The organism is Leptospira kmetyi serovar Malaysia str. Bejo-Iso9 (assembly GCF_000243735.2).
GTDB lineage: Bacteria > Spirochaetota > Leptospiria > Leptospirales > Leptospiraceae > Leptospira > Leptospira kmetyi.
In genome coordinates this window covers 2,211,538-2,224,233 of sequence record NZ_AHMP02000003.1, presented here as the reverse complement: position 1 = coordinate 2,224,233, position 12,696 = coordinate 2,211,538, and the positions used below count along the sequence as shown (strand labels likewise).

Genomic DNA, 12,696 nt, shown 5'->3' with positions numbered 1-12,696 from the left:
AACGTATTACCGAAGTAAAAATTCTTTTTGAGAATCGATCGCTCTTCTCGCTTCCTTCAGCGGATTCAACATCATAAAAACGTGAAACGCTTCGGGATATTCTTCATATCGAATCGAAACTCCGTTCTCCTTACACTTTTCGTAAAACTTTCGGATATCGGGTAAAAGTATGTCCGAGGTTCCCGTTTGCAACAGAATCGGAGGCAAACCTTTCACGTCACCGTACACGGGAGAAATCAAAGGATTCTTTAAATCCGCGTTAGGCGCGTATTGATTTGCCGAATCGATCAGAAATTTTTTCTTAAGCATCGGATCCTCCGGCGCGACGAGATCCACGTTCGGATTGTCCATGTTTAAATCGAGCCAAGGCGACATGAGAATCAAACCTTGCGGAAGAGAGGACTTCGTTTCTCTCAGACGAAACGCGATCGCAAGAGCCAAACCTCCGCCCGCGCTGTCGCCTAACAAAAACCAACGATTCGCGAGAGAGCCTTCTTTTTGCAGTTCGCGGATCAATTCCAACGAGCCTTCGAGTCCGTGCGGAAACGGAAATCCGGGAGGCATTTTGTAATCGATCACAAGAGCGGCCATGGAAGTTTTTCGAATCATTCTCGAAACGTATTTCCACTGCGTTTCAAATGGACCTTTGAGATACGCACCACCGTGAAGATAAACGAGAACGCCTTGGAAGGAATTTTTTCGATCGAGCCAAATCGCGGTCGTGTTCTTGACTTTGATAACTTCCACTGTGTGATCCAGTGCGACTCCTTTCGGAGGCAAGGGAGAATTTTTTCGAATCCTTTCCATCACGTCCGTATAACGAAGAACGAACTTGACGATGGGGAGCGGATTCCATAAGGACCAAAGCAAAAACGCGAGAGAAAGTAGACAAAGAACGGCGACGAACGCGTTTCGAATCGAATTCTTTTTCATTGGATCATTCCGTATAACAATGATTAGTGGACTTTGGCTTTGGCGATCATCTTCGCGAAAATTCCGGGAAAGAATTTATACATAAAAATTCCGAGCCTTTCTCGGCTTCCCGCGATGACGATCTTAAGTTTGTCTTCCGCGATTCCGTCCAAGATTCTGCGGGCACATTCGTCCGGTGCGATTCCCTTTTCGATCACCTCGTCCATTCTTCCCTGTTTGCTTCCGTCCCCTTTAAGGGCGTTGTTGGAAATCTGCGTTCTGATAAAGCCCGGATAAATCAACGAAACCTTTACGTTTTCCTTTACGTTTTCGGCGCGTAAGGATTCGTAAAAACCGGTGAGGGCGGCCTTGGTCGCGCTGTATCCGCTTCGAAGAGGAACTCCGAACAAACCTGCCACGCTTGAAATCGATGCGATCGTTCCTCCGTTTTGTTTGCGGAGAACGGGAAGCACCGCGAGTGAAAGCGCGATGTTCCCGAAGTAATTCACGTCCATGAGTTTTTCATAAGTTTCTAAAGAAGTTTCGTACGTATAGGAGCGTTGGCTGATTCCTCCGTTGTTGATTAGAACGTCGATGCGCCCGAACTGATCGACTACTTTTTTAGGAATGTTCTTTAGTTTTTTATAATCTTCTAAATCTAAGGGAAGAATCAAACTGTTCGTTTTGGTAAGTCCGCATTCTTTTTTGACCCGTTCCAATTCCTTGGTTCTTCTTGCGGAAAGGACGATCTTCGCGCCCCTTTTGGCCGCTTCCTTTACGAGTTCCTCTCCGATCCCGGAAGAGGCTCCCGTGATCCAAACGACCTTGTCCTTATAAAATGTTTCGTTCATTATAATTCCTCACAAAAGGAAACGTTTTCTAAGAACGGAAAAGGATTTCAAGAATTCTTCCGTGCCGAACGGAATTTTAATGCGAAGAATCGCCTATCCAAACGAAGACGATTCGGAACGCACTTTTGCGGGGAAGAAAGATTCGTCGATCGGATTTATAAATCGATCAGTCGTTTTTGTCCAACGCGTGCATTTCTATGTCCAAAGCGTGAACCGAAAGATGAATTTCCAAAAGGCAAATACAAAGAGACGCGACCAAACAAAGAAGGGCGACCCCGAAAAGAATCCAAGCCGTTTGTTGAAGATCGAAGGCGAGAACGGTCAGACAAGAAGTGCAGGAAAGTAAACTCAAAACTCCCATGCTTTGCGTATGTCGAATCAAAGAAAGACGAAAGCGTAGGTTTCGAATCTGGGAAAGAAGATCCGGATTTTTATTCTCCTGATACTTTCCGATGAGTTGTCTCGCAAGATTGGCAAGACCCAAAAAACGATTCGTATATGCGAGCATCAAAAGCGAAATCGCCGGAAACAATAAGCCGGGAGTATTGAACGAAAGAGGAGTCATCTCAAACTTAGAATCGAACGAAGGATCTCTCTGTAAAGTTTCATTTTTTTTGCGACGGACGCATTCTTCGTCGAAAAAATCTCGCCTGAATTCTTATCTATGATAAGAATACAAAAGGCAAACGTATGAAACCAGAACCAACTCCGCTTCAAAGACCGGATCTTACGATTCATAGAATTTTCGAAACTCTCAGCGTCATCGCTTTCGTTTTTTTATCCGTCTATTTGGGTTTTCGACTTTTTCAAATCCTTGAGAACGATTCCGTTTCGAATTCCTATCTTCTTTGGGCGATTCCTTCGGTCGTTTTGTTGTCCTGGCTCGGAGCCGATTTCATTTCGGGTTTGGTTCATTTTTTAGGCGACAGCGTCGGTTCCGAAACGACTCCGATTTTCGGTCCCGCGTTTATCTTCCCGTTCCGAGATCATCACGTCGATCCTAAGGGAATCACAAGACACGATTTTATAGAAACCAACGGAAATAACTGTCTGGTTTCCCTTCCTATATTAGTATATTATGTTTTCTTTTGGGAGTCCGAAGGGGTCGTAAGTTCTTTGATCGCTTTGTTTTGGTTTTTTCTTTTGTGGGGAATTTTTGCGACGAATCAGATCCACAAATGGGCGCATCAGGATTCTCCGAACGCATTTATTAAAACATTACAAAAGTATAAATTGATTTTGGGTCCGGCGCATCACAAGGTGCATCATACTCCGCCGCACGACACGTATTTTTGCATCACTACGGGTTGGTTGAATCCCGTTCTGAAAACTCTGAAGTTTTACGACGCGCTTCGTTGGATTTTACGGATCCCACCCGCAGTCAAAGCGGAAACGATCACCGAACCATAACCGGAAGGCAGGCGAGAATAAAATAACCTTCTCCGAAAATTCTATACATTTGATTTTTCTGAAAAGAATTTTCAAAAAGAAGAATCTGCGTAGGAATCCAAAAACCTAAACTCAGAAACAGAAATTCGGGAAGAATCGATCCGCTATTTTTCCCGAGCCAAAAAAGATTCAAAGCCATTCCGATTGCGCCTAACGTGAAAACGGATTTTTTCAAGGCGCCCGGAGAAACTTGTCTTAGAATGGATTCCGCGTTTTCCTTTCGATCGATTTCCCTTTCCATATAAGAATTCACGAAAGAATTGCATAAGGCCGCGATAAAAAACAACAAACAGGGAATCCAGATTTCATCGGACGCGTTTTCGGTCAATAGGATCGGCCCGAACCAAATCCCGGCGGTATAAAGAACCGCGACCGAACATTCCTTCCAAAAAAAGGAAACTTGCAAATACGCAAATGCCATGTGCAGAAATACGAAACTTCCTATGATCAATGCGACGGTCCAAACCCATTCCCGAAGAAACAGGATTCCGCAAACGAAACAAACGATCGCGGTGAACAAGGTGACAATGCTTAAGAATATTCTATTTTTATAATGGAATTCGTGGCGTTGATTTTCGCTTTTTTCGCGCAGTTTCCAGCCGTCCACGAGATGATCCGCGCTGTAGATCACCCAAACGGCGGCCGGTAATAAAAACCAAAACGCGGTTCTCATTTTCGTATGGAGAATGGAGGACGCGAACCACGCCGAAGCGACCGAACCGCATACTATGTCGACGCTCAGCACATTCCAATAGTAGAATATTCTTTTGAAGACGCCGCGGATCATTTTTTCTGAAGACGGAGTTCGATTCCTTCCGTTTGAAAACGGGAATGAAGAAGTTTGATGAATTCGTGTTTGATCGGAAATTGATCCGTGAACTCGAGCGAAGGAAGAACGACCTTAAAGTCGATCGAATTCTCCCCGAACTTTTGATAAGCGAAGGAAACCTCGGGCGCGGAAGTCGTCTTATAGAATTTTCCGAGAACTTCCTTTCCGATTTCGACGGAAAGGGATTCCACTTTTTCCAGATCGGATTGATAAGCGACGCCGACTTCTATCTGAATCGAAAATTCTTTCGTGGGAAGATCGAAGTTCGTAAAAACCGAAGACGCCATCACCGAGTTCGGAACTACGATCGTGCTGTTGTTGAATCTCCGGATCGTGGTGCTTCTCCAGGTGATGTCCTGCACGTAACCTTCCAGATTCTCCCCTTGAAGCCGAACGTAATCACCTTTTTTGAGTTGTTTGCCGAGCAGAATGCTCAAACCCGAAAACAAATTCGATAAAGTGGGTTGTAAACCCAAAGCGACCGCAAGACCTCCGACTCCGAGCGCTCCCAGGATCGGCGCGATCGAAATCCCGAGCGATTGTAAAATCAAAAGAACCCCGATGGCGAATAACGTAATTCGGATCACGTTGCTGATGATGGACGCGGAAGAGATCAAACCGTCCGTTTTTTCGGAATACGTTTCGAACACCGCCGAAAAAAGATGAACGAGCGCGAACGTCAAAAGGATGATCGAAAGAATTCTAAACCCCAAAAAGAAGGCTTCTCCGGAAACGGAAATCGGTTTTAAGAATTTAAGAAACAAAAAGGACGCGAGCAGAAAGAAAAGCAAACGGATGATTCTTCTTCCGGCTTTGTAGAGCGGATGCGAACTCGGAATTTTATTCTGAAATAAAACCCCGGACAATCGGGGAACGATTCGATCGCCCAATACATAACCGAAAAATAATACGAACAGAAAAATTCCCGTCGCCGTTCCGAGCTCCGTCAGAAATTCCTTCGAGAACCAGATCTGCGGAAAGTTCCAATCCATGAAACATAGTTTTCAGTCGAATCCCAATCGTGCAAGGCCAAATCGTTTTCGTTCACTTCGCGTAACATTTGAAAAATTAAATCGAATTAAGAAACGAGGTCAAAATGAAAAAGTTTTTCTCGATCGCCGTCCTTTTTTCGGTTCTTTCCCTAAACGCTTCCGAAATCAATAAGACGTTTTGGAAGGATCTCGCCCTCAACGGTTATGATCCCGTCGCGTATTTCACTTTGGGGAAACCGGTCGAAGGTAAAAAGGAATTTTCGTTTCGTTGGAAGGAAGCCGATTGGAGATTCTCCTCGGCCGAAAATCTAAAACTCTTTCGCGAACGTCCGGATCAATACGCCCCTCAGTTCGGAGGTTATTGCGCGTACGGAATCGCGATGGGTGAAAAGGTAAGTATCGATCCGAATCAATGGAAGATCGTAGACGGAAAGTTGTATCTCAACTACGATCACGACGTCCAAGTTCTTTGGGAAAAGGACACTTCCGGTTGGATTCAAAAAGCTCGGGAAAAATGGGGCGCGATCAAACTAAAATAAAACGCGGAACGGGAGTTCTTCTTTGTCCTATTTGTGTCCGTTTTCGTTCAAATCGTTCCCGTAAAACTATGTCTTCTGTTTAAATTTTCGATTTTAGGATGACAGGATAAAAAACATCTTCATTCTACTCCAGAATTAAGGAGAACAGGGAACGGATGTCCAGCCTGCTTGATTTATTGAAAAGGAAGAACGATCAACCGATTCGTTGGGAAGAATTGCCGAATCTGCATTCCGATTCGGAAGACCCCGATTTATTAATCCGAAGTCTGATTTCCGAGAAACTTTCGCTCGGAATCCGCGAGGTCGTTTTTTGTCTTCCGGGAAAAGAGGCCGAGTCCCTCAAAAAGTCCCACGACTTTTTAAAACTCGTGCGCGATCTGAAACAAGGCGGTTTTACGATTTCGTCCGCGGACAGCGATAAGATTCTTTCCGGCACGGGAGAATCCTCCGAAAAGTTTTTTCAATTCTTAAAAAACCGTTCCCACAACGCTCCTTGTCTCGTTTGGACCCGTCGCGGAATCGCATCCGAAATAGAATCAAAATATCATGATTTTCTAAAGTATCCTCATCGGATTCACGGACAGGAATTCGAGCCGTTTCGTCCTTCCCGTTTTACGATCCGCGTGAAACTTCTCTCCATCGTTTCAGCGATCATCATGATCAGCATGAGTTTGATGATTACGATGGCCACGTATTTTTTCAGAAAGTACAGCGAGATTCTCATCCAGGAATACAACCTTTCTTTGGCGAGAATGACCGGTCTTCAACTAAGCGGACAACTCAAGGAAACCACCCGCAAGATTCAGGATTTCCGTCCCGCCGAATCCGAAAAATTCTTCCGGGCAAACTCGAATGCGGTCGCTTACGTGCGTTTCCGATCCAAACCGGGAGAATCCGTCCGCGAGATCAGTTCCTTGTTTTGGAATTTGAAATTCCTAAAAAACAATTCCGTTTCGGGAGTTCCCGATCCCGAAACTCTGAAAACCGCTTTGGAAAAAGCGTCCTCTCGTTTGTCCGGTACATTAGAAGTTTTGAATGTTTCTTCCGAGTTTGGTTTCCCGGCCGTTGCGGTTTTACTTCCCGTCGAAAACGGAACCGAAATATCGGGTTTGGTTTTTTCCGCCACGGAATTTTTGGATTCCTTTCTTGCCGTGAGACAAACCGACTTCTTTCAAATGCTCGTGGTGGATTCTTCCGGAAATCTGATCGCACATTCCAACGATAAGGAGGCGATCTCCGGCAAGGATTATAAAAAACATCCTCTTGTGGAGAATATGCTCCGCAGTCCTTCCGACAACGGTTCGCAACGTTTCGACTTCGAAGGAAGGGAAATGCTCGGTTCGTATCAACAGCTCGAAGTCGGCGGGCTCGGAATTCTTTCCACGTTAGACGCCGATCTCGCGTTCGAAGCGGTTTATAAAATCCGAAGACAGAATCTTCTCATCATGATTTCGGTTTTGTCCGTCGCGTTTTTCGTCGTGTTCGTATTTTCGAGAACTCTTACGATTCCGATCATTCAACTTCTTACCGCGACGAGAAAGGTCGAGCAGGGAAATTATCACGTAGACATACGTCCGACCACACACGACGAAGTCGGGGTTCTCACCAATTTGTTCTTAAGAATGGCGAGAGGACTCGAAGAACGGGAAAAAATCAAAAGCACCTTCGGTAAGTTCGTGAACAAGGAGATCGCCGAACGCGCGTTATCTTCCGATCTGAAACTCGGAGGAGAAAACAGGGAAGTCACCGTGTTCTTTTCCGATCTTCGAAATTTTACGGGAATGTCCGAAAAGATGAGACCGGAAGAAGTCGTCGAATTTTTAAATCAGTACTTCACCGAAATGGTGGAATGTATTCATCTTACGCAAGGAATCGTGGATAAGTTTATCGGGGACGCGGTTATGGCGCATTGGGGCGCGCTCGTTCACGACGGAAACGAACCGAAAAACGCGATCAACGCCGCCTTGTTAATGCGAAGAGCCTTGATCGAGTTCAATCGAAAGGGTCACGAAATCGGAAGACCGTTTACCCGTTTCGGTTGCGGAATCAACTCCGGTCCGGTGATCGTGGGGCAGATCGGTTCCGAAAAAAAATTGGAATTCACCGTGATCGGAGACACGGTCAATCTCGCGTCGAGAATCGAATACTTAAACAAGGAATTCGGAACGGACATCCTGATTTCCGAAAGCACTTATCAACAAGGAAAAGATCATTTCAACTTCGTGGAACTTCCTCCCGTTTGGATTCGGGGAAAGGAAAAACCTCAGTCCATCTACGCGGTGTTAGGTTGGAAAGACGATCAGGATTGCCCTAAGTCTTTGGAGGAATTGCGCGTGTTGTGCGGAATTCCGGATCCCGAATCGCCTTCCCGGTCCTTGGCATGAATCTATATTCAAAATTTCGAAAGGAGATTCACGTGGGGGTTCTGTCCCTTCTCGCGCTCGTCGCGTCGCTTTTTCTTTTTTGGAGAGAAGGCGCGGCGGATTTCGGAGAAGGAAGAAAGGAAACCGTCGGGAACATCACGTTCAAATACAGAACCGCTCAGAGAAAATTCTCGGATAGAATGATCTGGCAGGACGTGGAACAGAATTTTCCGATCTTCAATCACGATTCCGTAAGAACGGACGAACTTTCGGAAGCGGTCGTCACCTTAACGTCGGGAACCAAGTTCGAACTGGATCCGAGATCCATGATCGTAATCAATCTCAAGGAAGAAGAGGAATTGATCGAATTGGAGGAAGGTTCCGTGCGGGTTCAATCCGGCAAATCCGTGAGTTTGATTTCGGCAAAGACAACTTTAAAGTCCTCCAGCGAACCGAGCCTGTTTCGCATAACGCGAGAAGCGACCGGTGAAAATCTCGTCGAACTCGCCAAAGGAAAACTCAAATGGATCGGCTCCGATCAAACGGGCGGAGAAATCCAAGAGGGTCAAAAGGCGAAGGTCGGAGAAAACGTTTTAATACCGATTCGGGAAGAATGGAAACTGATCGAACCGGAAGACAACTATAGGATTTTTCCGGAAACGGGAGAAGCGAAGATCGGATTCAAATGGAAATCGGATCCGAGTTCCCAAGTCGGATTATTGGAAATTTCGTTAAATCGAAGTTTTAATCCGATCATTCTCAAAAAGGAATTTAAGGGAGAATACGCAGACGCAAATCTTCCCGAAGGGATCTACTACTGGAGACTTGTTTCCGCCGATAAGAAAAAAATCTCCGAGGTTCGTAAGTTTAGAATTCTTCCCAATCCTCCGGTCACCTTGCTTTTTCCTTTGAAGAACACGAACCTCGAAGGAACTTCCCTGCAATCCTTTCGTTGGAAACCGTCCCGATTGGCGACCGGTTATATTCTTGAAATTTCCGAGTCCGCCGATTTTAAAACGGGCCTGAGACAACTTACCGTTTTTAAAACTTCGATATCGATTCCCTTGTCCGGCGGAAAATATCATTGGAGAGTGAAGTCGTTCTCCAATCTTCCCGGAACCGAATCGGTTTCCGAAGCGCGTTCCTTTCAGGTGGAAAAAACGGAGATCGCACAAAAGAATGTCGAGCCCGAAAATTCTTCCCTTGCTAATGCGACATCGCCGAAACCGGAAGAAAGTTCCGCGTCGTCCGCAAACAATACGGAGAACGGCGGAGTTAATACGACTTCCGCTAATGCGAACGGTATAAAAAACGATAAGGAAAATTCTTCGATTCCGACGCTCGTGTTTCCGATCAAGGGAAGAACCGTGGATATGACGGGGCAGAATTCGCTCGTGTTCCGATGGAAACACAACTCGAACTCCAAGAACGAAAAATGGAGTCTAAATCTTTACGGGGCGGGTGGAGAATCCATTCTCAAACGTTCGGTAAACGGAGAATCGTTTCGTCTAACGGATCTAAGCGTGTTGGACGTGGGAAAATTCTCCTGGACCTTGATCCAAGAAGGGAACGAAGCCAATCAAATCAAAGCGGATTTTAAAATCGTATTGAGAGAAGACTTAGCGGCGCCGGAAACGAAAACGACCGGTAAAAAAGGGGAATAGACGATTGAAATCTTTAGCGGGAAAAATTCTACTTCTGCTTTGTTTGTTTATTAGTTATTCTGCATATTCGGAAGATAAGAAATACACCTTTTACATAGAATGGAACGAGGTAAAGGGAAACAACGGATACAAGGTGGAAGTCCGTAAAATTTCGGACCCCGAAACTCTCGTCGCGGAGGAAAAGGTAGCCACGAACAGCTTGGAATTTCTGATTCCCGCCGGAGAATACGAGTTTCGAATTTCGGCGCTCAATCGTTTCGGAAAACCTTCCTCTTGGAGTCAGTGGTCTTCGTTTCTTGTCGAACACGATCGGCCCAAAAGCGTTTACGAAGCCGAAAAAAAACAGGCCATAACCGGAGTGTCCACTTGGAAGGTCTGGGTTCCAGGTTTGCTTCCGATCGAAAGAAAGGAACACAAAAAGGCTTCTTTGATCTTTTTATGGTTCGGGGCGCTCGCGATCGCGGGTAACGCGGAAAGAACGGCCGGAAATTCCCTTTCTCAATCCTCTTCGAACGATCCCGCATTCTTAACGTTAGCCGCATTGACGACTCCGCTTCCCGTTTCCTTTTATCTGTTTCAACAAAGGGACGAGGATAAAAAAGAATACAAAACGCATCAAAATAATCAAGTGGGAATAGGCGTCTTAGCCCTTTTGAGTTACGGCTTGAACGTGTGGTTGGAAAAACGTTCTTTTCAATCCACGACGGTTTTGATAGAATCAAAATCGGAAGGATTGTCCCGATGGAATCAGCCGAACATACAACCGAATTCTTTTCTTTCCCTGGGAAGGATCGAACTCAGCTTTCGAAAGGAGTTCGAGTGATTTTTAAGAACGATTTTGTGCATCATGAAACTAGTATATTCAAAAGTGATAAAATTTGTGCTTCTATTTCGGGTAAGAATATTCTGAAATCGGCATTTTCTTTACTTTTGGTCGGGCTCTTGTTTTCCTGTTCGACCCCATTTCCCGATGTGAACTCGAGCGTTCTTTTACTCGGACTTCTCAATCAAAACAACACGGCCGATAACGGAACGAACAACCCGTCGAATCCGAATCTTTTGTTTAAGTATATTTTTGTAACAACCGCTTCCACCAATGGTGCGTTAGGAAACATTGCCGGTGCGGATACGAAATGCGCGAACGAAAAGAATGCGAACTTTGCTTCTTTGCCCGGAACCGGAACGGATTACAAGGCTTTGATTGCGTCTCCGACCCGAAGGGCGTGTACGACCGCTTTTTGTACAACGACCGCACAAAATATAAGTTGGGTTCTTCTTCCCAATCAGGATTACTATAAAGGAACCGTAGCTTCTCCCGTAAAAGTGTTTACTACAAATGCCGGAGGGGTTGTAGTTTTTCCGACTCTCAGTGTAATTGATCCCGGGGCGGTCTCATGGTGGACCGGTATCGAAGCGGATTGGACTACGAGCGTGGATCATTGTTCGAGTTGGGGCGATGGAACCGCGGGAAGTAGTGCTCAATACGGAGTCGGAAATTCCACTGCGGATACTTCCATTGCGGCCGGCTTTACTCAGCCTTGTAATAGTAGCCGAAAACTTGTCTGTGTTCGGCAATGACTTCGTTTTAAAAGAAAGCAATCGGTTTTTGATAAGCGACAACGATGATGTTTTGGGTTTCTTCTCTTTCAAATTCCAAAACCGATCGGATCTTTAGAAATCGTTTTCGCAATTCGATAGAGTTCTTTTTCGTTCGGACCGTATAAATTCCACTGAATCACATCTGCTCCCAGAAAACGTTTCCATCTCCAATCCAATTCGGAAGTCGATCTCCGAGGCGTATGATTCTCTATGTTCGCCAATCCAGTTTCGTCTAACGTATTATTTTCGGTGATCGAAAACCACCAAAGAAGAATCGGATTCGCCCCGGACGGACTTTTGAGTTGTCCCCGGTTGATTCCGTTGTCTCCGCCTTGTTCCGTAAACGAGAATCCCACGGCTTCGAAGCAGATTCTCGGGTCGTGACCGGTGCCGATCGCGAACAATTCCCTTTTTAAGATCAGATAATTCTCGCCCGAACGATACACCGCGATCCGAGGATCTTTCAACGTAGACTCCGAATCCAATCGAAACGAGTGGATTTGAGACGGCCAAGAGCGGGTGTTGATCGGAATCAAACGGTTCGAAAATAAAAAGCCGATCGTCAACAACGGAAGAATCGACCAAAGAATTTTCGAAGGAGAACGTAAAACTATATTCGAAAAATTGAATTCTTTCGGATCGGAGTTCGGAAAGATCAAGGATAAGATCGCGAGAGGAATTACGACGCCGCAGATAAAAAGAACGACTCCTACGAATTCGTGTCTCCAAGTTGCCGCTGGGATCTGAAATAAAACCAAGAGACAAATCCGGCAAAGATTGGAAAAAAACCAAAGTGGAAGCGCGATCATTCCGATCAGAATCGCGCCCCTTCGATCGGATCGAAGCGCAAACGCCGCTGCGATGAGAATCGAAGCGAGCCCCATCTTCATACCTTCGCAGACCCGATCCACTAAAAACCATTCTCCGTGAAATAGAATTTGATTGCCGACGGCGATCGATCCCTTTTCCACAAGTTGAATGAAATGAACCGCTATCTGAGTCACGATCAAACGAAGTTTGTAGCCGATAAACAAGGAGCCGAATCCGGTGATCGGAGGAATTGCAAAGATCAAAAACGGCGCGGGCCATGCGAATCGGATTCCTCCGAGATGAAACACACAAAGAAGATTCCAAAAAGAACCGATCCATACGAGGCTGAGTCTTTGAAATACGATTCCGAAAATCACGAATAGAGTTCCCGGCAAAAACGTAAGAATCGTTTTTTTGAAATTCGAAATCGTTTCGTCTTCGGTTCGGGATCGGATTAAAAGAGGAAGAAACAAAATCGGATACAATTCAAAAACGGAACGCGCACTCAAAAGATCCTGTCCGACTCGAATCATCGGAATCAAACAGAGGATCGAAAGAATTCCGATCGAAAAAAGCGCGCGTCTCTTCGCGCTCGCATCGAAAGTCGTCAATAAGGTAGTCGTCATATTTTTTTTTACCTTCGTTCCGTTCTTCGATTATTTATTTTCGATTCCGTTCTTTTACCGAG

12 protein-coding genes are annotated in these 12,696 nt (G+C 45.5%); 6 read left to right on the top strand and 6 right to left on the bottom strand.

Annotated features, from left to right (window positions below):
• Nucleotides 1–6 precede the first annotated feature (6 nt).
• The 3 genes from LEP1GSC052_RS12720 to LEP1GSC052_RS12710 form a co-directional block, all read right to left on the bottom strand.
• On the bottom strand, nt 7–933 hold the full coding sequence (locus LEP1GSC052_RS12720; protein WP_010573853.1) for an alpha/beta hydrolase: 927 nt from the start codon (nt 931–933) through the stop codon (nt 7–9).
• Between the two features lie 23 nt (nt 934–956).
• Entirely contained in the window at nt 957–1,763 is an 807-nt protein-coding gene (locus LEP1GSC052_RS12715; protein WP_010573854.1) for an SDR family oxidoreductase, read from the bottom strand.
• 166 nt (nt 1,764–1,929) lie between these two features.
• Complete coding sequence (locus LEP1GSC052_RS12710; protein ID WP_010573855.1) at nt 1,930–2,328, bottom strand: DUF2721 domain-containing protein; 399 nt, start codon at nt 2,326–2,328, stop codon at nt 1,930–1,932.
• 125 nt (nt 2,329–2,453) lie between these two features.
• On the opposite strand from LEP1GSC052_RS12710, the gene LEP1GSC052_RS12705 reads away from it, so the two are divergent.
• Nucleotides 2,454–3,173, top strand: coding sequence for a fatty acid desaturase CarF family protein (locus LEP1GSC052_RS12705; protein WP_010573856.1), 720 nt, complete (start codon nt 2,454–2,456; stop codon nt 3,171–3,173).
• On the opposite strand, the gene LEP1GSC052_RS12700 is transcribed toward LEP1GSC052_RS12705, so the two are convergent.
• Nucleotides 3,160–3,999, bottom strand: coding sequence for an LA_0991 family prenyltransferase-like protein (locus LEP1GSC052_RS12700; protein WP_010573857.1), 840 nt, complete (start codon nt 3,997–3,999; stop codon nt 3,160–3,162). The two genes, LEP1GSC052_RS12705 and LEP1GSC052_RS12700, sit on opposite strands and share 14 nt — an antisense overlap.
• Nucleotides 3,996–5,033, bottom strand: a complete 1,038-nt coding sequence (locus LEP1GSC052_RS12695) for a mechanosensitive ion channel family protein (RefSeq protein WP_010573858.1) — start codon at nt 5,031–5,033, stop codon at nt 3,996–3,998. Before LEP1GSC052_RS12695 ends, LEP1GSC052_RS12700 begins: the two co-directional genes overlap by 4 nt.
• Before the next feature lie 104 nt (nt 5,034–5,137).
• On the opposite strand from LEP1GSC052_RS12695, the gene LEP1GSC052_RS12690 reads away from it, so the two are divergent.
• The 5 genes from LEP1GSC052_RS12690 to LEP1GSC052_RS12670 all read left to right on the top strand — a co-directional run bounded on the left by LEP1GSC052_RS12690 (nt 5,138) and on the right by LEP1GSC052_RS12670 (nt 11,177).
• Nucleotides 5,138–5,572 (top strand): YHS domain-containing (seleno)protein, encoded by a 435-nt coding sequence (locus LEP1GSC052_RS12690; RefSeq protein WP_010573859.1) that lies wholly within the window; start codon nt 5,138–5,140, stop codon nt 5,570–5,572.
• Between the two features lie 155 nt (nt 5,573–5,727).
• On the top strand, nt 5,728–7,956 hold the full coding sequence (locus LEP1GSC052_RS12685; protein ID WP_010573860.1) for an adenylate/guanylate cyclase domain-containing protein: 2,229 nt from the start codon (nt 5,728–5,730) through the stop codon (nt 7,954–7,956).
• Nucleotides 7,953–9,599, top strand: a complete 1,647-nt coding sequence (locus tag LEP1GSC052_RS12680; protein WP_010573861.1) for a hypothetical protein — start codon at nt 7,953–7,955, stop codon at nt 9,597–9,599. The genes LEP1GSC052_RS12685 and LEP1GSC052_RS12680 overlap by 4 nt, the downstream gene beginning before the upstream one ends.
• Nucleotides 9,600–9,603: 4 nt before the next feature.
• A complete protein-coding gene (locus LEP1GSC052_RS12675) occupies nt 9,604–10,422 on the top strand; it encodes a fibronectin type III domain-containing protein (RefSeq protein ID WP_020985909.1) in 819 nt (272 codons plus the stop codon).
• A gap of 17 nt (nt 10,423–10,439) precedes the next feature.
• Complete coding sequence (locus LEP1GSC052_RS12670; protein WP_244265297.1) at nt 10,440–11,177, top strand: DUF1554 domain-containing protein; 738 nt, start codon at nt 10,440–10,442, stop codon at nt 11,175–11,177.
• Nucleotides 11,178–11,245: 68 nt separating this feature from the next.
• Here LEP1GSC052_RS12670 and xrtN read toward each other — a convergent pair whose 3' ends face one another.
• A complete protein-coding gene (xrtN, locus tag LEP1GSC052_RS20960; protein WP_020986634.1) occupies nt 11,246–12,634 on the bottom strand; it encodes an exosortase N in 1,389 nt (462 codons plus the stop codon).
• Nucleotides 12,635–12,696 lie beyond the last annotated feature (62 nt).

Bases quoted from the DNA above. Each gene is read 5' to 3' on its own strand.
- LEP1GSC052_RS12720 (WP_010573853.1), bottom strand. From the start codon at position 933: ATGAAAAAGAATTCGATTCGAAACGCGTTCGTCGCCGTTCTTTGTCTA.
- LEP1GSC052_RS12715 (WP_010573854.1), bottom strand. From the start codon at position 1,763: ATGAACGAAACATTTTATAAGGACAAGGTCGTTTGGATCACGGGAGCC.
- LEP1GSC052_RS12710 (WP_010573855.1), bottom strand. From the start codon at position 2,328: ATGACTCCTCTTTCGTTCAATACTCCCGGCTTATTGTTTCCGGCGATT.
- LEP1GSC052_RS12705 (WP_010573856.1), top strand. From the start codon at position 2,454: ATGAAACCAGAACCAACTCCGCTTCAAAGACCGGATCTTACGATTCAT.
- LEP1GSC052_RS12700 (WP_010573857.1), bottom strand. From the start codon at position 3,999: ATGATCCGCGGCGTCTTCAAAAGAATATTCTACTATTGGAATGTGCTG.
- LEP1GSC052_RS12695 (WP_010573858.1), bottom strand. From the start codon at position 5,033: ATGGATTGGAACTTTCCGCAGATCTGGTTCTCGAAGGAATTTCTGACG.
- LEP1GSC052_RS12690 (WP_010573859.1), top strand. From the start codon at position 5,138: ATGAAAAAGTTTTTCTCGATCGCCGTCCTTTTTTCGGTTCTTTCCCTA.
- LEP1GSC052_RS12685 (WP_010573860.1), top strand. From the start codon at position 5,728: ATGTCCAGCCTGCTTGATTTATTGAAAAGGAAGAACGATCAACCGATT.
- LEP1GSC052_RS12680 (WP_010573861.1), top strand. From the start codon at position 7,953: ATGAATCTATATTCAAAATTTCGAAAGGAGATTCACGTGGGGGTTCTG.
- xrtN (WP_020986634.1), bottom strand. From the start codon at position 12,634: ATGACGACTACCTTATTGACGACTTTCGATGCGAGCGCGAAGAGACGC.